This window comes from Marinobacter salinexigens, assembly GCF_008370345.1.
Taxonomy (GTDB): Bacteria; Pseudomonadota; Gammaproteobacteria; order Pseudomonadales; family Oleiphilaceae; genus Marinobacter; species Marinobacter salinexigens.
Window position 1 is genome coordinate 388,494 of sequence record NZ_VTUU01000003.1, and the last position, 17,298, is coordinate 405,791.

General features: G+C 57.5%; 17 protein-coding genes. 8 read left to right on the forward strand and 9 right to left on the reverse strand.

Translation table 11 applies throughout. From position 1 onward, the window contains the following. The first annotated feature begins 42 nt into the window (after positions 1 to 42). Positions 43 to 249, forward strand: coding sequence for a ParD-like family protein (locus FWJ25_RS09030; protein WP_149599935.1), 207 nt, complete (start codon positions 43 to 45; stop codon positions 247 to 249). Next, positions 242 to 1,015: a type I methionyl aminopeptidase gene (map, locus tag FWJ25_RS09035; RefSeq protein ID WP_149599936.1), complete on the forward strand. Its 774-nt coding sequence runs from the start codon at positions 242 to 244 to the stop codon at positions 1,013 to 1,015. The genes FWJ25_RS09030 and map overlap by 8 nt, the downstream gene beginning before the upstream one ends. 35 nt (positions 1,016 to 1,050) lie before the next feature. On the opposite strand, the gene FWJ25_RS09040 is transcribed toward map, so the two are convergent. Next, complete coding sequence (locus tag FWJ25_RS09040; RefSeq protein WP_149599937.1) at positions 1,051 to 1,833, reverse strand: adenosylcobinamide-GDP ribazoletransferase; 783 nt, start codon at positions 1,831 to 1,833, stop codon at positions 1,051 to 1,053. 66 nt (positions 1,834 to 1,899) lie between these two features. On the opposite strand from FWJ25_RS09040, the gene FWJ25_RS09045 reads away from it, so the two are divergent. Next, the gene (locus FWJ25_RS09045; protein WP_149599938.1) at positions 1,900 to 2,568 is read left to right on the forward strand and encodes a DNA-3-methyladenine glycosylase I; all 669 of its coding nucleotides are present in this window, start codon (positions 1,900 to 1,902) and stop codon (positions 2,566 to 2,568) included. Between the two features lie 14 nt (positions 2,569 to 2,582). On the opposite strand, the gene FWJ25_RS09050 is transcribed toward FWJ25_RS09045, so the two are convergent. The 8 genes from FWJ25_RS09050 to FWJ25_RS09085 all read right to left on the reverse strand — a co-directional run bounded on the left by FWJ25_RS09050 (position 2,583) and on the right by FWJ25_RS09085 (position 10,828). Then, positions 2,583 to 4,331, reverse strand: a complete 1,749-nt coding sequence (locus tag FWJ25_RS09050; RefSeq protein ID WP_149599939.1) for an ArnT family glycosyltransferase — start codon at positions 4,329 to 4,331, stop codon at positions 2,583 to 2,585. A gap of 20 nt (positions 4,332 to 4,351) precedes the next feature. Then, positions 4,352 to 5,020, reverse strand: coding sequence for a TVP38/TMEM64 family protein (locus FWJ25_RS09055; protein ID WP_149599940.1), 669 nt, complete (start codon positions 5,018 to 5,020; stop codon positions 4,352 to 4,354). A gap of 1 nt (position 5,021) precedes the next feature. Continuing rightward, a complete protein-coding gene (locus FWJ25_RS09060) occupies positions 5,022 to 5,789 on the reverse strand; it encodes a glycosyltransferase family 2 protein (RefSeq protein ID WP_149599941.1) in 768 nt (255 codons plus the stop codon). A gap of 93 nt (positions 5,790 to 5,882) precedes the next feature. Beyond that, positions 5,883 to 7,304: an ATP-binding protein gene (locus tag FWJ25_RS09065; protein WP_149599942.1), complete on the reverse strand. Its 1,422-nt coding sequence runs from the start codon at positions 7,302 to 7,304 to the stop codon at positions 5,883 to 5,885. Beyond that, positions 7,301 to 7,987, reverse strand: coding sequence for a response regulator transcription factor (locus FWJ25_RS09070; RefSeq protein WP_149599943.1), 687 nt, complete (start codon positions 7,985 to 7,987; stop codon positions 7,301 to 7,303). The genes FWJ25_RS09065 and FWJ25_RS09070 overlap by 4 nt, the downstream gene beginning before the upstream one ends. Beyond that, entirely contained in the window at positions 7,893 to 9,452 is a 1,560-nt protein-coding gene (locus tag FWJ25_RS09075) for an ArnT family glycosyltransferase (protein WP_149599944.1), read from the reverse strand. Before FWJ25_RS09075 ends, FWJ25_RS09070 begins: the two co-directional genes overlap by 95 nt. Beyond that, the gene (locus tag FWJ25_RS09080; RefSeq protein WP_246166724.1) at positions 9,436 to 10,443 is read right to left on the reverse strand and encodes a glycosyltransferase family 2 protein; all 1,008 of its coding nucleotides are present in this window, start codon (positions 10,441 to 10,443) and stop codon (positions 9,436 to 9,438) included. The genes FWJ25_RS09075 and FWJ25_RS09080 overlap by 17 nt, the downstream gene beginning before the upstream one ends. Further along, on the reverse strand, positions 10,403 to 10,828 hold the full coding sequence (locus tag FWJ25_RS09085) for a GtrA family protein (RefSeq protein ID WP_149599946.1): 426 nt from the start codon (positions 10,826 to 10,828) through the stop codon (positions 10,403 to 10,405). Before FWJ25_RS09085 ends, FWJ25_RS09080 begins: the two co-directional genes overlap by 41 nt. Before the next feature lie 240 nt (positions 10,829 to 11,068). Between FWJ25_RS09085 and FWJ25_RS09090 the strand changes: the two genes are divergently transcribed. The 5 genes from FWJ25_RS09090 to FWJ25_RS09110 all read left to right on the forward strand — a co-directional run bounded on the left by FWJ25_RS09090 (position 11,069) and on the right by FWJ25_RS09110 (position 17,290). Beyond that, a complete protein-coding gene (locus FWJ25_RS09090; protein WP_246166725.1) occupies positions 11,069 to 11,788 on the forward strand; it encodes a thermostable hemolysin in 720 nt (239 codons plus the stop codon). Further along, a complete protein-coding gene (locus tag FWJ25_RS09095; RefSeq protein ID WP_149599947.1) occupies positions 11,772 to 13,943 on the forward strand; it encodes an AMP-binding protein in 2,172 nt (723 codons plus the stop codon). Before FWJ25_RS09090 ends, FWJ25_RS09095 begins: the two co-directional genes overlap by 17 nt. Continuing rightward, positions 13,930 to 14,712 carry an SDR family oxidoreductase gene (locus tag FWJ25_RS09100; RefSeq protein ID WP_149599948.1) on the forward strand — a complete coding sequence of 261 codons (783 nt, stop codon included), beginning with the start codon at positions 13,930 to 13,932 and terminating at the stop codon, positions 14,710 to 14,712. Before FWJ25_RS09095 ends, FWJ25_RS09100 begins: the two co-directional genes overlap by 14 nt. Before the next feature lie 120 nt (positions 14,713 to 14,832). Continuing rightward, the gene (locus FWJ25_RS09105; protein WP_149599949.1) at positions 14,833 to 16,323 is read left to right on the forward strand and encodes a sensor domain-containing diguanylate cyclase; all 1,491 of its coding nucleotides are present in this window, start codon (positions 14,833 to 14,835) and stop codon (positions 16,321 to 16,323) included. 100 nt (positions 16,324 to 16,423) lie between these two features. Then, the gene (locus FWJ25_RS09110; protein ID WP_149599950.1) at positions 16,424 to 17,290 is read left to right on the forward strand and encodes an MBL fold metallo-hydrolase; all 867 of its coding nucleotides are present in this window, start codon (positions 16,424 to 16,426) and stop codon (positions 17,288 to 17,290) included. Positions 17,291 to 17,298: the final 8 nt, after the last annotated feature.

Below are 17,298 nucleotides of genomic sequence, written 5' to 3' on the forward strand. Positions count from 1 at the left end.
GGATATACGATCCGTATACATTTTGTATAGTCAGGGTCTGCTATGGGTATCGTCAAGATTAACGATGAGTTGCACGAGGACATTCGCAAGGCCAGTTCGGTCATGGTGCGCTCCATCAATGCGCAGGCGGAATACTGGATCAAAGTAGGCATGCTGGCCGAGGCAAACCCGGATAAGTCGTTTTCAGACATAATGCGCGAACAGATGAAGCTGGCGGACGTTGAAATCAGGAAGGTGGCCAATGTCTGACGTGAAACTGAAGAGCTCTGAGGAGTTGCAAGTGATGCGGGAGTCCGGGCGCCTGCTCGCGTCGGTGTTCCGATATCTGGACGACCGGATCGGGGTGGGTACGTCCACCATGGATATCAATAACCTCGCCGAGAAGTTCATTGTCGAAGAATTGGGTGCTCGTCCTGCCAGTAAGGGGCAGTACGATTATCCGTATTCCCTGAACACGTCAGTAAACCGCGTGGTGTGCCATGGAATGCCCTCGGAGACCCAGCTGCTCAAGTCCGGGGATATCGTTAATGTGGACATCACACTGGAGCAGGGTGGCTTTATTGCGGATTCCAGCAAGATGTACATGGTGGGTGAGGTGACTCAGCCCGCAAAGCGCCTGGTTGAGAAAACCTATGAAGCCATGTGGGAAGGCATTCGCGTAGTGAAACCTGGCGCGACTTTGGGCGACGTTGGTTATGCGATCCAGCAGCATGCCCACAAGAACGGGTACTCCGTCGTGCGGGAATATTGCGGCCATGGGATTGGTCGCGAGATGCACGAGGAGCCGAATGTGCTGCACTATGGCCAGAAGGGGAAGGGGCTCAAGCTGAAAGAAGGTATGACCTTTACCATCGAGCCGATGATTAATCAGGGCAAAGCCAAGACCAAACTGAAAAAAGATGGCTGGACGGTGGTTACCAGCGACAAAAAACTGTCTGCACAGTGGGAGCACACGATTGCCGTAACGGCTGACGGTTATGAAGTACTTACCCTGCGCGACGAGGAGCGGGTATAACCCGGGTTAGCCGGTTGTTCCTGCCTTGATCACGGTCAGGCCGGATTTAGCGCACTGAATCCGGCCAACAGCACCAACTCTGACAACACGACGCTGGCACCCAGCGCATCGCCGGTGTATCCACCGAGCTGCTTCTTCAGGTAAAACCCCCAGCCCAGTGCGGCCGCCAGGGTGGCCAGTAATGCGCAGAACAGCAGTCCGCTAGCCGGGATGGCGGCAATCAGTGTCACCAGAAAAACAAATCCGCTTGCGAATGCCAGCCGCTGGAGGGAAAAACCATCGGCGACCGGTTTGCTTTTGCTCTTGTCCGGGTCGGTCACGTAGGGCAGGAAACCCATCAGCAGCAGCGGTGTTAGTCGTGAAATGGCCGGTGCCACCAGCAGTGCCAGCCCGGTCAGCCGGGTGTCCAGCAGGAACGCTGCCTTGAGACCCAGCGCCATGATGAGGGCCACCGTGCCATAGGTGCCTATCCGGCTGTCTTTCATGATCTCCAGCTTTTTTGCCACCGTATAACCACCGCCGAGGGCGTCGACGCTGTCGGCTAGGCCGTCTTCGTGGAAGGCACCGGTGATCCACAGATGGAAACTGATCACCAGAAGGACGCTGGCAACCGGGCTCCAGAACAGCTCGGTGACGCTGAACAGTGCAGCATAGAGTGCTCCCAGGAGAAGGCCGACCAGAGGGAAGTACATACTGCTCTGGTTCATCAGGTGCTGGGAATAGTCAATTTTCACCAGCATCGGGATTCGGGTCAGAAAACCGATCGCCAGCCAGAAGGCCTGCCATTCCTGTTGCAGTCGGTTACTCTGTGCACTCATGTCATGTCTCCGGTTCGGGGGCACCTATTGTAGTGGTAGTTGGCCAGATTTACAGATGAGGGTGAGATGGGGTTTTCAAAAATCTACCAGTGGGCTGCGGATCGCAAAGGTGGCGAGGCAGCGATGAAGGCAATGATGCCCCGGGTTGCCGAGCCCGGCGAGCTGGCCGCCATTCCGGATGATCGTTACCTGTCGGAAATCACCCGTTGTATCTTCAAAGCCGGGTTTGTGTGGCGGGTGATCGACAACAAATGGCCGGATTTCGAGGCGGCCTTCGAGGGGTTTGTGCCCCTGTACTGGCAACAGGTGCCGCCGGATATACTGGAAGACCTGGCCGCGGACGAGCGCATAGTTCGCAACATGCAGAAGATTCGCACGGTACCCGACAACGCCAGGATGATTGTGGACGTAGCCCATGAGTATGGCAGTTTCGGGCAGTTCCTGGAGCAGTGGCCCGCAGAGGATGAAGTGGGCCTGCTGCTCTGGCTGAAAAAGAACGGCGCCAGGCTCGGGGGTAACAGTGCCCAGTACTTCCTGCGCCGTATGGGGTGGGATGGATTTATCCTGTCGAACGATGTGGTCACCGCACTGCGTCGGGAAGAGGTGCTGGATGCGAGCCCCTCGAGCCAGAAAGCATTGAAGCAGGCCCAGCAGGCCTTCAACGACTGGCACAAGGAAACCGGCTTGCCTTACAGTCATCTGTCCCGGATTCTCTCCTTCTCGGTGGGCGACTGACGCCACCCACTCAATTAGTCCATCCAGCTACCCGGGCTTTGTGTGGTGAACTGCCGGACGCGTGCAGGTGCATCGCATTCCGGCTTCATTTGCTCTGGCCCCAGCAGCAGCCAGCGTTCGCGGTGAGCAACACCCAGCTCCCGGGCACCGTCCAGGTTGAAACAGCTCAGTTTCAGGTTGTCTGCTGAAATCAGGTAACGGTCTTCACCTTCGTTCATCCAGCGCCAGGCATTGCGTTCTTCCTCCTGACGGCCGGTGAAGAAGCTGAAGTGCACAAAGTCCCGTTTCGAGAACAGAAGGAACTGTTCGCGGAAATCCAGCATGCCCAGCTGGGCATCCTGTGGCAGAACCTGTTCCGCGGCTGCGAGAATGTTGCGGGGGGTCCGCAGGGGCTCAAGTATCCGGTAGCCCCAGGTAGTGATCAGCACCCAGCTGATCATCATGGCAGCGAACATTCTCCCCAGCGCCCGGGAACGCCAGAACGCCAAAAGGCTGATCAGCCACACCACGCCGATGGTGAAGATCAGGGACCCCGCTTCATGTAACCGGCTTGGGTCCGTCGAGTAGTCGCTGACCTTTTCCACCAGTTTGGGGTGATCGTTCCATGCCAGTATGCCAAGACTGATCAATGCCACTGACAGTAGCAGGTGGATGCCTGTCAGCAGGGGTGGGAACCAGCCTGCGGGTCTTTGGCTGGCGACCAGGGGAGACAGAATGAGGGCCAGCATCGGTAATGCGGGCAGCAGGTAAACGCCACGCTTGCCGGGGCTCAGGCTGAAGAACAGGACAACCACGGCAATCCAGACCAGCAGAACAGGGATAACCGGGCGATATCGCATTGTTTCCGTCAGGGGACGTAAGAAGGCGAGTAGCAACAGCGGCAGCGGGAACCACAGCGATGGGATAACGCTGGTGATGTAGTAATACCAGGGCTGGAAGTGCCCCCAGGAGTTGGCGTAGCGCTCACCGGTCTGTTTGAACAGGATGTTGTTCTGGTAGGCGATGGCTTCATCGGTTCCCACCGATTGCACGTAAAGCACCATGGGAATCAGCCAGGAAGCAACAACCGCAAGCATCACTAATGGCCCCAGCGCGCACCGCCAGGTCAACGTTCCTTCAAACTGTGCGCGGTCCCGGGCTTTCAGAAACAACAAGGGCAGGAACATGAACACCGGCAAGAAGCCGACACCCTTGGTGATAATGCCCAGTCCCATGAACCCCCAGGCGGTAAAATACCAACCCCAGGAAGCACGAACGAAAAAGTGCCGAATCAGACCATAGCAGGCAATTGCAATCCAGCAGGCCACCATGGCATCAATCTGCGCTTTCTGGGCCTGTAACAGAAACTGCGGGGCCAGCATCAGCAACATGGCGGCAACGGCGCCAGTACGCTTGTTCCAGAGCCGGGTGCCGATGTCGAAGGTCAGGCCCAGAGTGAGCAGGCTGCACAGGGCATTGGGTAGCAGGAACGCTATCTTGAGGTTACCGGTCAACCAGTAGAAAAACGCAATGCTCCACATGAAAACCGGAGGTTTGTCCGGGTAGAACTCGCCACCGCGCATGGGGATCAGCCACTGGCCTGACGCCACCATTTCCCGGGCGACTTCGGCAAACCGGGGTTCATCGGCGGGCCAGGGAGAGCGCAGGCCAATGCCGGTAAAGATGATCACGGCCGCAAAGGCCAGCAACAGCAGTAGCAGCCTGTTTCGGGGCAGGTTGAACAAGTAGTCCGGCAAGTGACGAACAAACGGCGTTGCGGGCATATCGGGGCCTCAGGGGCGATTCAGTGAGTGTCGGAAACGGAATTGGCGAGGTTTCTCGCCCGGTGACTCTTGTAGAGCAGTGCGCCCAGCAGGGAGGCCGCAACAAACAGCACCGCACTGACCAGTACCTCATAATGGTCTGCTGATCCGATGCCGGCGCCCGCCAGGGCAAACACCAGCATTTGAGGCACATAGCCCAGGAAGCTGCCGGCGAGAAAAGGACCGAAGTGGATTCTGGAGCAGCCAGACACCAGATTGGTCAGGAGATTACTGCCGACAGGCAGTAGACGAACCATCAGAATTTTTACAAACGTCTGTTCTCTAAACAGGGTGTCAAACTGTCGCATCCGGTGGTCGAAGCGCTGGGCGAGTGAGGTCTGAAGGAGCAGGCGTGCGGTATAGAAACTACCTGCCGCGCCAAGAGCGGCAGCAATGCTCGACAGGAGCGTGCCGTTGACGGCGCCCATGGAAAATCCGAACACGAAAGCCAGTAGTTGCCGTGGCGCACCAATACCCGTAAACACAGCGCCGGCAAGGGTAATCACAAGAAGTCCGGTCTTTCCGTGGCTTTTGAGGTAGTTGGCTACCTGATTCTCGTCGGCCAGAAAGTCCAGCCAGCCATAATGGATGGCCAGGTAAGCGCTCAGAGTCAGCACTCCGAACAGGAGCCAGCGGAAAGGACTGCCCATATCAGAAGAGCCCCGGTCTGATTTCCGTCGACTCCGGGCGGGTGACTTCTGTGATAACCGGTACCCGGGTGCGATGAAGTATCCACATTACGCCGAAGAGATCGAGTATGCCAGCCCATGCCCGGTTCCAGGCCGTGTATTTGGATGTGCCGCCGCCTCTCTGTCGATGGTTGACCTCGACCACAGCGACCTCTCCGCCGATGCCTTTCACCAGAGCAGGAATGAAGCGATGACCATGGTCGAACCAAGGTAGTTTGAGGAAGGTGTCCCGCGGAAACAGCTTCAGGCCGCAGCCGGTATCAGGTACGCCGTCGTGCAGCAAAGCATCGCGAACCCGGTTGGCCAGCCGTGACTGGAATCGCTTCCAGGCGGTGTCTTTGCGGTTCTTGCGATAGCCGGCGATGCAGAAATCTGCGGTGTGCATGGAATTGGCCTTGTGCAGCAGGGCTGGAATATCCGCCGGATCGTTCTGGCCGTCACCATCCATAGTGGCAATAAAGCGCCCCCGCGCCTGCCGGATGCCGCTGGCCAGTGCAGTGCTTTGGCCGTAACTTCTCTGGTGCTGCACGGTCACCAGCCGACCGCCGAGGGATTGCGCGGTTCTTTGCGCTGTTTCCAGGGTCTGGTCGGTGCTGCCGTCATCCACCAGGACTACTTCAAATCCGCGATAGTCTCTCATGACCCGGAAAATCTCGGTCAACAGGGCTGAAATATTGTCCTGTTCGTCCTTGGCGGGGATAACAAGCGATACGGTTTTCTCCTGGCTCATGGATGCCTTCTTGTGACAGGTGGCCAAACAGATGGGCTGGTTCAAGGCCCAACTTTCCGGAGCGCAGTATCGTTCTGTTACCTTAAATGAACCTTAAGATCGCCCGAGCCGACTTTTTTTCGGTCTTGCCGGTAGCCAGACGTTGACGCACAGGCCGTCCTGGTGATCTGGTCGTTCGCTGAGCGTCAGGTGGCCATCATGAAGTTCAGCAATCCGACGGGCAATAGCCAGCCCGAGCCCGGCTCCGCCGCCCTTGCGTTGATCGAGCCTGACGAACCGGGACAGGGCCCTTTCCCGTTCTTCCGGCGGAATGCCGGGGCCCTGATCGCAGACGCTGATGTGGTATCCATCCGCCGACGGTTCAAGGCGTGTTGTCACAGCCGTTTTCTCGGGGCTGTACTGAATGGCGTTTGCCAGAAGGGTGCGCATCAGGGTGTTGATAAGGGCGACATTACAGGACACCAGTGCTTCCTTTGCATCGTCCTCCAGTACGGGTTCGATGTCCTTTTTCAGAGCCAGAGGAACCACATCAGCAATGCTCTGCTCCAGAATCGCCGAAAGATTGTGATATTCCGGGGAAAAATCGGTGCCGGCATCCACCCGGCTCAGCAGCAGCATCTGTTCCACGAGGTGTACCATACGGTCTACCGACTGGATAAGATCCCGGTATTGTTCCGGGTTATCCTCACAGGCTTTCTCCAGGTTGAGTCTGAGTGCGGCCAACGGCGTCCGCAGCTCATGGGCTGCGTCAGCTGAGAAGCGGCGCTCCCTTTCAAGGGCCTGGTCGAGGCGTCGGAGCAGGCCATTGACTGCCTGAACGATACCAACGACTTCCTTGGGTGCCAGACTTTCGTCCAGAGGGTGAATGTTCTCGGGGGCCATGTTGCGGACAGGCTTTTCCAGTTTCCGCAGAGGCTGAAATCCGAACTGGATCGACAGGGCCATGGCAATCGCCAGCAGCGGCAGGATGACCAGGAAGGGGAGGACATTGCCCAGGGCGATTTCCTGGCTCAGTTCGTCACGTACGTCCTCCCGTTGGGCGGTTCGTATCCAGTAACCCGTTACGTCATCTTTGAGAGTAAAGGTACGCCACTGGAATCCGGCGACTTCCTGCCAGGCAAAACCTGGCTGAACGTTATGGGTATCGTTGGCTTTGAGTGTGTCCAGGACAGGAACTTTATCGGGGGACCAGACTTCGAAAGCAATTTTGCGTTCGTAGCGGTGGCCGGCACCTCCTGGCAAAATCTCGTCTCCCTCTTCTTCCTCTCCGGTTCCGAAAATGTCGTCTGGCAGTTCGAGGGTTTTGGTCAGGGTTTCCGAAAGCTGGTCTTCGGATTGCGTCGTGGACAGATGCTCCACCAGGCCCTGAACAATGCGGGTACTCTGGGCCAGCTCTGCGTCAAACAGCTCTTCGAGCTGATTGTCACTGACGAAAAAGCCCCATCCAGCAGCAATGAGTGTTACGAAGAAAACCGTACTGGTTGTCAGTATGGTAAGTTTGCGGGTAAGGCTCATTCGGAACCCTCGCTGGCAGCCGCCTCACTATCCAGCAGGTAGCCCACGCCACGAACAGTACGAATGGTCTGCTTGCCCACCCGGCGACGCAGGTGGTGCACATGTACTTCAAGAGAATTGCTCTCGGCCCCGTGTTCCCAGCCATAGAGCTGTTCTTCAAGGCGCCGGCGGGTAGCCACCTGATCCGGGTGGCGCATCAGATATTGAAGAATCTGGAATTCGCTGCGGGGGAGGACAACGTTCTCGTCACCGATCCTTAGCTGGTTGGAGTCCGGGTTCAGCATGAGCCTGCCGACCTTGAGGCCGTTGGTGCGCGAACCAGAAGCACCGCGCCGAGTCACGGCACGAATACGGGCTTTCAGCTCAGCCATGGCGAATGGCTTGGTCAGATAGTCGTCAGCGCCATAGTCCAGGCCCAGCAGTTTCTCATCCAGTTCGCCCCGGGCTGTCAGTATGATCACCGGGGTGTCGATACCCTGCTTTCGGGCTGTGCGAACCACTTCAAGGCCATCCAGCCTCGGAAGCGTCAGATCAAGGATGGCAAGATCGAAGGTCTCGTTCAGCAGAGCATTCAACGCCTGCTGGCCATCATCCAGCCAGTCCACGGTGTTCTGACCATCCCGCAGCATCGCCAGCATGGTTTTGGCCAGTGGGTGATCGTCCTCTATCAGCAGTATTCTCATCGGGCTCCAGCCTGAAAATGATGAATCGTCGATCCTGATCAAAGCGGGTTGCCCGGTCTTCAACCAGTTTCAGGGTACGTTTATCGCCTTTCCCCACGGCAATATACATTGGCCCGGTGAAGGATGCGTCCCTCATCTGTCGGTCGATCTCGTCCGTGCTGACCGATTGGACCTGGCCTTCGCTGTAGAACCGGGCTGAAAAAGGTGCCTTATCAACATAGACCAGATTTTTTGCGGACACGCCAGGCATCTGTTCGATGCGCTGGACGACCTGCTGTTCGCTTTTGATCAGGCTCGGATGAAACGCGAGCCAGCCGCTGGCAAGAATGGCGATAACCGGAGTCAGGGCGATGGATGCACGGCGGAAGCCGCTGAGACGTGACCCCGCGTTGGCAGGCAACAGCCTGGCAATCCATATGGCGAGGAACGGCAGCCCGGGCAATACGTAGGTCCACAGGATATTGCCAGACAGAGTAAAGAACAGTGCCGGGCTCAGAGCCGAGGCGAGAATCAACCCGGGAATGCCCTTGTAATCGGTCTGCCACGCAGACTCGGGGAGACTTCCGCTTCTCCGCAAAAGCTGCTTGCCCAGAGCGGCCAGCGCAATGATGCCCCAGGGAAAGCTGGCCAGCACCAGATACCACCAGATGGTGCCGCGGGGGAATTCATGGGCATTGCCATAGAGGTCGCCTTGCCAGCTGCTGACAAGGAACCGTTTGAAATGCTCACCAATGATGAAATAGTCGATAAATCCCGGTGTTTTCAGTTCTGCAAGCACGTACCAGGGTGTGGCCAGCGCAAGCATCAGGGCACTGCCTCTGACCCAGGGAACAGCCCTGTAGAGGAGGTTCCACTGCCGTGTTGCCATAACCCAGAGAAACACGGGGAGGCCGGTCAGCACGATGACCAGCGGACCTTTTGCCAGTAGGCCCACAGCCAGCCCGACAAAGAACAACCAGCCCCATGCTCGGGATCCGCCCTGAAGCCGGATAACCAGGCTGGAGAGGGTCAGGGTGGTGCCGAGCACCAGAAACGAATCGGTCATCACGGTGCCCGCGCTGACAAACCCCAGGCTTGTGGTGGCATAAATCAGGGCTGCCCACAATCCGTTGGTGCGGGCGCTAACGCTGTTGTGGTCGGCATGGAGGTATCGGCCCAGGGTGTAAATCAGGTAAACGACACCGCCATTGGCCAACCAGGATGGCAGACGGGCAGCGAACTCGGACACGCCAAATATTCTGAACGATACGGCCTGTGACCAGAATGAAAGGGGTGGTTTCCCCCAGAACGGAACGCCGTAGTCAAACCACGGAGTGATCCAGTCCCCGCTCTCGGCCATGATGCGGGCAATTTCGGCATAGCGGGGTTCGGTGGTATCGGCCAATGGCAGGATGGCGGTCAGGCCCAGGCGCACCGCGAGTATGCCGAGCAACAGCCAAATAAGTGTATTAATGCTTCTGGTCATTGCCTGCTACTCGTAGCTGGGGAACAAAGTGCCGGGCTGATTCGTTGCTGTCCTCGGCGACGATGAATACCGGACGCTGCTTGGTTTCCATGTAGATCCGGCCCACGTATTCACCCAGCAAACCAACACACAGGAGCTGAATGCCGGAAAGGAAGGTGATCATCGCGATCATGGATGCATAGCCCGGGGTGGAAATGCCGTACACCAGGGCGCGGATCACCTCCCAGGTGCCGAATAGTCCACCACAGGTGGCGGCCATCAAGCCGAGAACCAGGGCGATGCGAAGCGGGCGGGTAGAAAATGAGGTGATACCCTCCATGGCTAGGTGCATCAGCTTCAGATAGTTCCATTTGGTCTGGCCTGCGATGCGGGGATCCCTGTCAAATTCCAGCGTGACCGTTTTCATGCCGACCCAGGCAAACATACCCTTCAGGTAGCGGTTGCGTTCGGGGAGTTCATTGAGGGCATCGACGGTACGCCGGCTCATCAGTCTGAAGTCTCCGGTGTCCACTGGAATCGGGGCATCGCTGATCTTGTTAATGGTGCGATAGAACAGGCTGGCGGTGGTCCGTTTGAGCCAGCTTTCGCCAGCCCGGGATCGGCGTTTCATCAGCACCACATCGGCGCCCTTCTGCCACTCCCTGACCATATCGGGTATGAGTTCCGGTGGGTCCTGGAGGTCGGCATCCAGCAGCACAATGGCGTCGCCGCTGGCGTGGCTGAGCCCGGCACTGACCGCGGCTTCCTTACCGAAATTGCGGGATAACTGAAGCACCCGGATATCCGGATTACTCAGGCGAGCCTGGAAGAGCAGAGCAACCGAGTTGTCCCGACTGCCATCGTCAATGAATAGCAGCTCCACGGACCCGCCGATTGACCGGCAAACCTTGCTCAGGCGGGGCAAAAGTAGCGGAATGACCTCCGCTTCGTTATGAACCGGAATCACGACACTAAGCATGGGGCGATTCGATGTTGGTATTCGGCTCTTCATGGAATACATACCTGTCTGCAAGGAGGTAGTTGGCAAATGCGACGAGTCCGGTGGTCACTACCTGGCTGACCAGAGTGTCGGCCCCGGCGAACCGGATGAAAGAAAAAAGCGCCAGATTCAGGCCCCAGCCCAGTGCGGAGGTGCTGAGATAACGGGAAAACGCCACCCGATGCGGCAGGGCAGATCTAAAGGCGTATCGATATTGCAGGCTGTAGTTGGCCAGAAGGCCGAGGGCTGCACCGAAGGCTGTGGCAGGTTCTGCTGTCATGCCAAACCGGATCAGCACGTACATGGACAGCCAGTGCACGAACGTGGCCAGTCCGCCGGCAATCAGAAAACGGCTTAGTCGTTGTTTGCCTGAAATCAGGGTTTTCAGATGTTTCATAGATCGTCTGCACACGGATGGAGTGGACGGAAAGCCAGATCAGTAGTGTGCAATCTACGCAGTCATTCTTAAGACAGCCTTAACGCCGGGATACCGGAATCCTTAAAGCTTGTTTAAGAATTCTGCGGTTCTGGCTTAAGCCCCGATTAAGGGTCTGTCGATAACGTGGTAGGCATTGAGAAAGGGTAACCCGCCTGGGGCCCTGGTTCCCGAATTGGGCGAGAGCCCGGGAGAGTGCTTATGTCAGACCCGTTGTTGATGCCTGTGAGTTGTGCGCCAGATAAGGCCGACGTGAGGCAGGTTGTCCGTTGTGCCGGTCGCTGGTTGTCTGAAGTCAGGCCAGAGTCCGACGTTGCAGGGCGTGTAGCGGACTTTATCAGTCGCCGTTTTCGTCTTGCGTATGGTGCCGAACCGGTCCTGCGGATTCCTCGTCTGCTGGCGCTGACGACTGCTCAGGGTGCCTTGCTGGCGGCAGTGGGTGTTCGTAACGCAGCAACAGAACATCTGTTCCTTGAGGATTATCTGGACGACCCCGTCGAGTCCTATCTGCCTGAACCGCTGTTGAAACGCAGCGATATTGTCGAAATTGCGCATCTGGCAGGTGTCGAAGCGGGCGTGAGCCGCTATCTGTTCGCCGGGCTGGCAGTTTGGTTGCACAACGCGGGATGCCAATGGGTTGTGTGTACAGGAACGAACCAGTTGCGTAACAGCTTCCGGCGGGTCGGCATTGATACCCACGTCATTGCCAGCGCTGATCCGGATCGTCTGTCAGACGGTGGAGCCGGGTGGGGCAGCTACTACGAACATCAGCCGGTGGTGATGGCAATGAACGTGGCCCAGAGCATGGCAGCCCTGGGCGGCTCGGGTCTGCTTCGTACCACCCGTTATCTTGGTGAGCCGTCCTCTCATATCAACGAGGAAAACGACATGAGCGGAGGCGCATATGGCTTCCTTGCCTGAGCTGTTGCAACAGCAGGCGGATCGATTTCCTGCGCGTCCGGCCTTGCGCTTTGACGGACGGGAACTGAGCTACGGTGACCTGATCGCTGCTGCTTCTGCGGTAGCTGAACAGCTCCGGATACAGGGCATCACCCGTGCAGGACTGGCTGGCGACAACAGTGCGGCCTGGGTGATTGCAGATCTGGCCTGCCTGATGGCCGGTGTGGTCTGTGTACCGGTACCGGGCTTTTTCTCTGACAGCCAGCGTCAGCATCTGATGGCCCGTGCAGGGCTGGATGGCCTGCTTTGTGGTGATGTCGGCGCTGCCGGTCAAGCCCTGGGGTTTGGCCTGCATCTGGAATTTTTGTCAGTCCGCGCTGAGCCGGCCCGTATGCATGAGGGCACCGCCAAGATCACGTTTACGTCCGGCAGCACTGGCACACCGAAAGGCGTTTGCCTCTCTGCAGAACAGATGGCAGCTACCAGCCTCGCCCTGAAAGAGCGGCTGGGGCAGGTGTCGCTCAGCCATCACCTGTGCATTCTTCCATTGGCCACCCTGCTTGAGAACATTGCAGGTGTCTATCTGCCGCTGTTGATGGGGGCAACGGTAGAACTGGCGTCCCTGGCAAGTCTCGGTATGACCGGAAGCAGCGGACTGGATTCCCCGCGCCTGATTGAAAGCCTGAACCGGATTCAGCCCGATTCCCTGATTCTGGTTCCGGAACTGGCCGCACTTCTGGTGAGTGCCGCCGAACAGGGGCATCTGACGACTGACGGTTATAGCTTCCTGGCCGTTGGTGGGGGAAAGGTATCGCCGGATCTGCTGTCCCGTGGCAGAGCCTGTGGCCTGCCGCTTTATGAAGGCTATGGCTTGTCCGAGTGTGGATCAGTGGTTGCACTGAATGTACCTGGCGACGAACGGCCCGGCAGTGTGGGGCGGCCGCTGAATCATATCCGGGTTGAAATGGGTGCGGACCGGGAAATCCTGGTTCAGGGTAATGCCCATCTTGGTTATCTCGGCGATGACGAGAACTGTCAGAGGGTTATTCACACCGGAGATCTGGGCGAGCTGGATGGTCAGGGTTTTCTCCGGGTTGATGGCCGTTCCAAGAATCTGTTGATCACCAGTTTTGGCCGTAATATCAGCCCGGAATGGCTGGAAAGTGAACTGGTGCAGGCGATCGGTGCCCGCCAGGCCGTCGTCTTTGGAGATGGTGAGCCGCGTCCCAGTGCCCTGATCACGTTCCAGGATAACCGTTCTCCTCAGGATATCTCCCAGGCACTTACCGAACTGAATCAACGTCTACCCGATTATGCGCAGTTAACGGCGGTTTATGTCCGTCGGCAACTACTGAATCAGGCGGAAGGCTATCTGACCGCCAACGGTCGCCCGGTTCGTGGGCAGATCCAGTCTGATTTGCCTGCTTTGCTGGCAAAGGCTTTCCCCATCTACCCGAATACCACCGATTTGAACCCGCCAGGAGGATCTCACATGGCATTTTTTGACAGATTGCAAAAGGAAACCGCCGAAGCCCGTAACCATGTACAGGGGGCACCGGTTATTACCGCTATTCAGGAGCAACGCTTCAGACTTGAAGGCTACACCTGGTTCCTGACCCAGGCCTACCACCACGTCAAACATACCGTGCCACTGATGATGGCGTGTGGAGGCCGGCTGCCCGAAAGGCTCGAGTTCATCCGAAAGGCGCTGGTGGAGTACATTGAGGAGGAGTACGGCCATCATGAGTGGATTCTGAACGATCTGGCAGCCTGTGGTGAAGACAAGGAACGCATCCGTCATGGCCGACCGGACACCTCAATCGAGCTTATGGTGTCTTACCTCTATAACCAGATCGACCGAGGCAATCCGGTGGCATTCTTTGGCATGGTCCAGGTTCTGGAAGGCACGTCTATCGAGCTTGCGACACCTCTCGGTGAACAGATCCAGAAGCAGCTTGGCCTGCCGGATCAGGCATTCAGCTATCTCTACTCCCACGGTGCGCTTGATCAGGATCACTTCGAGTTCTTCCGGGAACTGATGGACTCCATCACCGATCCTCAGGACCAACAGGCGATCATTGATTCCGCAAACATGGTGTATCGGCTGTATGGAGACATGCTGCATAGCATCCCGCTTGCTGAGCAACAGGGAGAGCATCGCCATGAGGCTGCATGATCGCGAATTTCTGCTGCTCGGGGGTACCGGAGGTATTGGCCAGGCCTTGGTCGAACCTCTGGTTGAGGCCGGGGCAAGGGTCATCGTGGCGTCTCGTCACCCTGACCGGGTGCGTCATGGCTCCGGCATCTCTGCTGTCCGGCTGGATCTGGCCGCGGAGGATCTGGATCACCAACTCCAGATGCTCAGCGAAGCCTACCCGGATATTGATGGTGTGATTCACTGTGCCGGCCAGAACCATTTTGCCGGGATTGACCACCTCCCGGTGTCCGCCATTGACGCCCAACTGTCGGTCAACCTGCGCTCGGCGATGCTGGTGGCCAGGCATTTTGCTCCCCGCTTCGAGCGCAGCGGCCTCGGTGCCCTGGTGTTTGTGGGCTCCACCTTTGGCAGCATCGGTTTTCCGGGCTACACCGCCTACTGTGCGAGCAAGTTTGGTTTGCGTGGGTTCTCTGAGGCCCTGCGAAGGGAGCTGGCAGATACCCCGGTGCAGGTCGTCTATGTAGCGCCCCGGGCTACGGCCACGGCGATGAATCCCGCGTCGGTTAATGAACTTAATCAGGCGCTTGGAAACCGTATGGATGCCCCTGAGGCCGTGGCTTTACAGATCATGCGGGCGATGGAGAACGATGAAAGACGACTGTTCCTGGGGTGGCCGGAAAAACTGTTTGTCGTACTCAACGGTATCCTGCCTAGGCTGGTGGATAAAGCGATGCTGAAGCAGTTGCCGGTCGTACGCCGTTTCCTTAACCGGGAGGTGCTGTCATGAAATGGTTGGTCCCTCCGTTCTGGATGACTTGGCCCGGGGATTGAGCTCGCCGGGTACGGAGCCTTGCACTACACTTCAGGTGTGGAGGGCTCTTGCCTTCGAACGGACCCAGTGATCGTTATGGCCTCATGGAAAGACCAACAGGCAGCCTCTGCGGATGCTGCCCCACCCCCGGACTTTTTCCGGAAGCTGGCCGATTCAGGGAGCGGCATTTTCTATACCTACTGGCGCTCCCGGGATGGAACCGCTCACCGGTTTCCATACGTCAGTGAACAGGTCCGGGATCTGTTTGGCCTGGATCCTGCTGAGCTTCAGACAGACGGAAATGCACTTTTTGCACTCATCCATCCGGAGGATGCCCAGGACCTCGGCCAGAGCATCCTCGACTCGGCACAAAGCCTGAACCCCTGGCAATGTCGTGCCCGGCTTCGTCTCGCCAGCGGCGAGTACGCCTGGTACGAAGGGTTTTCCCGGCCGGAGCGACAAAGCGACGGCAGTCTGCTCTGGTATGGCCAGTTTCACGATATCCAGCACTACAAGGAGCTGGAACAGGAACTCCGCGCCAGCGAGGCCGAGTATTCCTTTCAGGCCGGTTTTCAGAATCTTGTTGCCCGCCTTTCCCGAAACTTCATCCAGCCCGGTCCGAAGACCATGGATGACTGCATTGACGAATTGCTGAATGACGTCGGCGAGTATCTGAGGGCAGATCGGGGATATCTGTACGCCTTCGACGACGATTACGAATCCATGACGAAAACCCACCTCTGGTGTCGTGGTGGGATTCCATCCCTGGTCGACCCTGACCAGACCATCTATCTGGACGAAGGCCTGCCATGGCACCAGAAGATCGTCTGGATGATCCGGAATAATCAGGTGGTGTTTACCGGCAGCGAAGTGGAGCGTCTGACCCGTGAAGGTGAAGATGCCTCAACACTGGCTTCGGTCTTCAATGTGCCTCTGAGCGTACAGGGACGGGTGGTTGGATTCATGGGGTTGGACTTCTACGTTGACGGCAGTTGGCGTGAGGATCTGGACGATTTGCTGATTATTCTTTCTGGTCTGTTGTCCGGTGTACTCGAAAGACACCTCCTGGAAGAGCGGTTGGTGAACCAGTCCCTCAAGGATCCGCTGACCGGGTTGTACAACCGTCGCTATCTGATGCCACGGCTGAATGAAATGATCCAGCGGGCTGATCGCTATCAGGAGGATTTCTGCCTTGCCATCATCGATATCGATCATTTCAAGCGGATCAACGATACCCTTGGCCACATGGCTGGCGATGCTGTGTTGTGCCAGTTTGCTGAGATCCTGAAAAGGGAAACCCGGGGAGCCGATATCGTCGCGCGATATGGTGGCGAGGAGTTTGTGGTGGTTTTCCCTGATCAGGGTAGCAGGGAAACCGCGCTGGCTATGGGGCGCATTCTGCAGGCCGTGCGGGACGGCGGGTTCTCGTTCCAGGGCAAGGATATCCCTTTGACCGCCAGTGCCGGGCTGGCAGCGGCCTGCGAGAAAGGCGTCTGCGAGGGTGCTCTTGATGAGGTTCTGGGGTTGGCCGATACGCGCCTTTACCAGGCCAAACAGGCGGGCCGGAATCAATTTGTCGATTCATGACGCTAATCACCTATATAAGAAAACAGCATTTCACCTCATATTACTAATTGGTATATCCTTAGAATTAAATTAAGGTACTGATTCCGGCAGAGGTGATTCCATGAGCAACCCGATCGTCCAGCATTTCTTTGATGAGCCAACCAACACCTTTAGTTACGTGGTGCGGGACCCGGACAGCCAGGCCTGTGCCATTCTCGATTCCGTTCTGGATTTTGATTACGCCGCAGGGCGCACCGATGTGCGCTCGGCTGATGAGATCATTGAGTACGTCCGCAACCATGATCTGACCGTCGAGTGGATACTGGAAACCCATGTCCACGCTGACCACCTCTCGGCTGCGCCCTATCTGCATGAGCGTCTGGGGGGTAAAACCGGTATTGGAGCCCACATTCTTGATGTGCAGGACATCTTTGGTAAAGCGTTTAATGCCGGCACCGAGTTTGCCCGCGATGGCAGCCAGTTTGATCGGCTCTTCCGTGAAGGGGACACCTTCAGCATCGGAGGCCTCGAAGGGCGGGTTCTGCATACCCCGGGGCATACCCCGGCGTGTCTGACCTATGTGATGGGTGATGCCGCGTTTGTGGGCGACACCCTGTTCATGCCGGACTATGGCACTGCGCGATGCGACTTCCCCGGTGGTGATGCGCGGACTCTGTTTCAGTCGATCCAGAAGGTTCTGAGCCTGCCCCCGGAGACCCGGATTTTCCTGTGTCACGATTATAAGGCTCCGGGGCGTGATGAATATGCCTTCATGACAACGGTGGCTGAGCAGCGGGCATCCAACGTTCATGTCCACGAGGGCATCAGTGAGGACGAGTTCGTCAAAATGCGCACAGAGCGGGATGAGAGCCTGGATATGCCGAGGCTGATCCTGCCGTCGGTACAGGTCAACATGCGGGCCGGGCACATGCCTCCGGCGGAAGATAATGGCCAGGTGTACCTGAAAATTCCGGTCAACCTGTTCTGAGGTGGCCG

Excerpts from the sequence above, each read along its gene's own strand:
- FWJ25_RS09045 (WP_149599938.1), top strand. The coding sequence starts at position 1,900 with ATGGGGTTTTCAAAAATCTACCAGTGGGCTGCGGATCGCAAAGGTGGC.
- FWJ25_RS09030 (WP_149599935.1), top strand. The coding sequence starts at position 43 with ATGGGTATCGTCAAGATTAACGATGAGTTGCACGAGGACATTCGCAAG.
- FWJ25_RS09080 (WP_246166724.1), bottom strand. The coding sequence starts at position 10,443 with ATGAAGAGCCGAATACCAACATCGAATCGCCCCATGCTTAGTGTCGTG.
- FWJ25_RS09105 (WP_149599949.1), top strand. The coding sequence starts at position 14,833 with ATGGCCTCATGGAAAGACCAACAGGCAGCCTCTGCGGATGCTGCCCCA.
- map (WP_149599936.1), top strand. The coding sequence starts at position 242 with ATGTCTGACGTGAAACTGAAGAGCTCTGAGGAGTTGCAAGTGATGCGG.
- FWJ25_RS09100 (WP_149599948.1), top strand. The coding sequence starts at position 13,930 with ATGAGGCTGCATGATCGCGAATTTCTGCTGCTCGGGGGTACCGGAGGT.
- FWJ25_RS09075 (WP_149599944.1), bottom strand. The coding sequence starts at position 9,452 with ATGACCAGAAGCATTAATACACTTATTTGGCTGTTGCTCGGCATACTC.
- FWJ25_RS09085 (WP_149599946.1), bottom strand. The coding sequence starts at position 10,828 with ATGAAACATCTGAAAACCCTGATTTCAGGCAAACAACGACTAAGCCGT.
- FWJ25_RS09090 (WP_246166725.1), top strand. The coding sequence starts at position 11,069 with ATGTCAGACCCGTTGTTGATGCCTGTGAGTTGTGCGCCAGATAAGGCC.
- FWJ25_RS09040 (WP_149599937.1), bottom strand. The coding sequence starts at position 1,833 with ATGAGTGCACAGAGTAACCGACTGCAACAGGAATGGCAGGCCTTCTGG.
- FWJ25_RS09065 (WP_149599942.1), bottom strand. The coding sequence starts at position 7,304 with ATGAGCCTTACCCGCAAACTTACCATACTGACAACCAGTACGGTTTTC.
- FWJ25_RS09110 (WP_149599950.1), top strand. The coding sequence starts at position 16,424 with ATGAGCAACCCGATCGTCCAGCATTTCTTTGATGAGCCAACCAACACC.
- FWJ25_RS09070 (WP_149599943.1), bottom strand. The coding sequence starts at position 7,987 with ATGAGAATACTGCTGATAGAGGACGATCACCCACTGGCCAAAACCATG.
- FWJ25_RS09055 (WP_149599940.1), bottom strand. The coding sequence starts at position 5,020 with ATGGGCAGTCCTTTCCGCTGGCTCCTGTTCGGAGTGCTGACTCTGAGC.
- FWJ25_RS09060 (WP_149599941.1), bottom strand. The coding sequence starts at position 5,789 with ATGAGCCAGGAGAAAACCGTATCGCTTGTTATCCCCGCCAAGGACGAA.
- FWJ25_RS09050 (WP_149599939.1), bottom strand. The coding sequence starts at position 4,331 with ATGCCCGCAACGCCGTTTGTTCGTCACTTGCCGGACTACTTGTTCAAC.
- FWJ25_RS09095 (WP_149599947.1), top strand. The coding sequence starts at position 11,772 with ATGGCTTCCTTGCCTGAGCTGTTGCAACAGCAGGCGGATCGATTTCCT.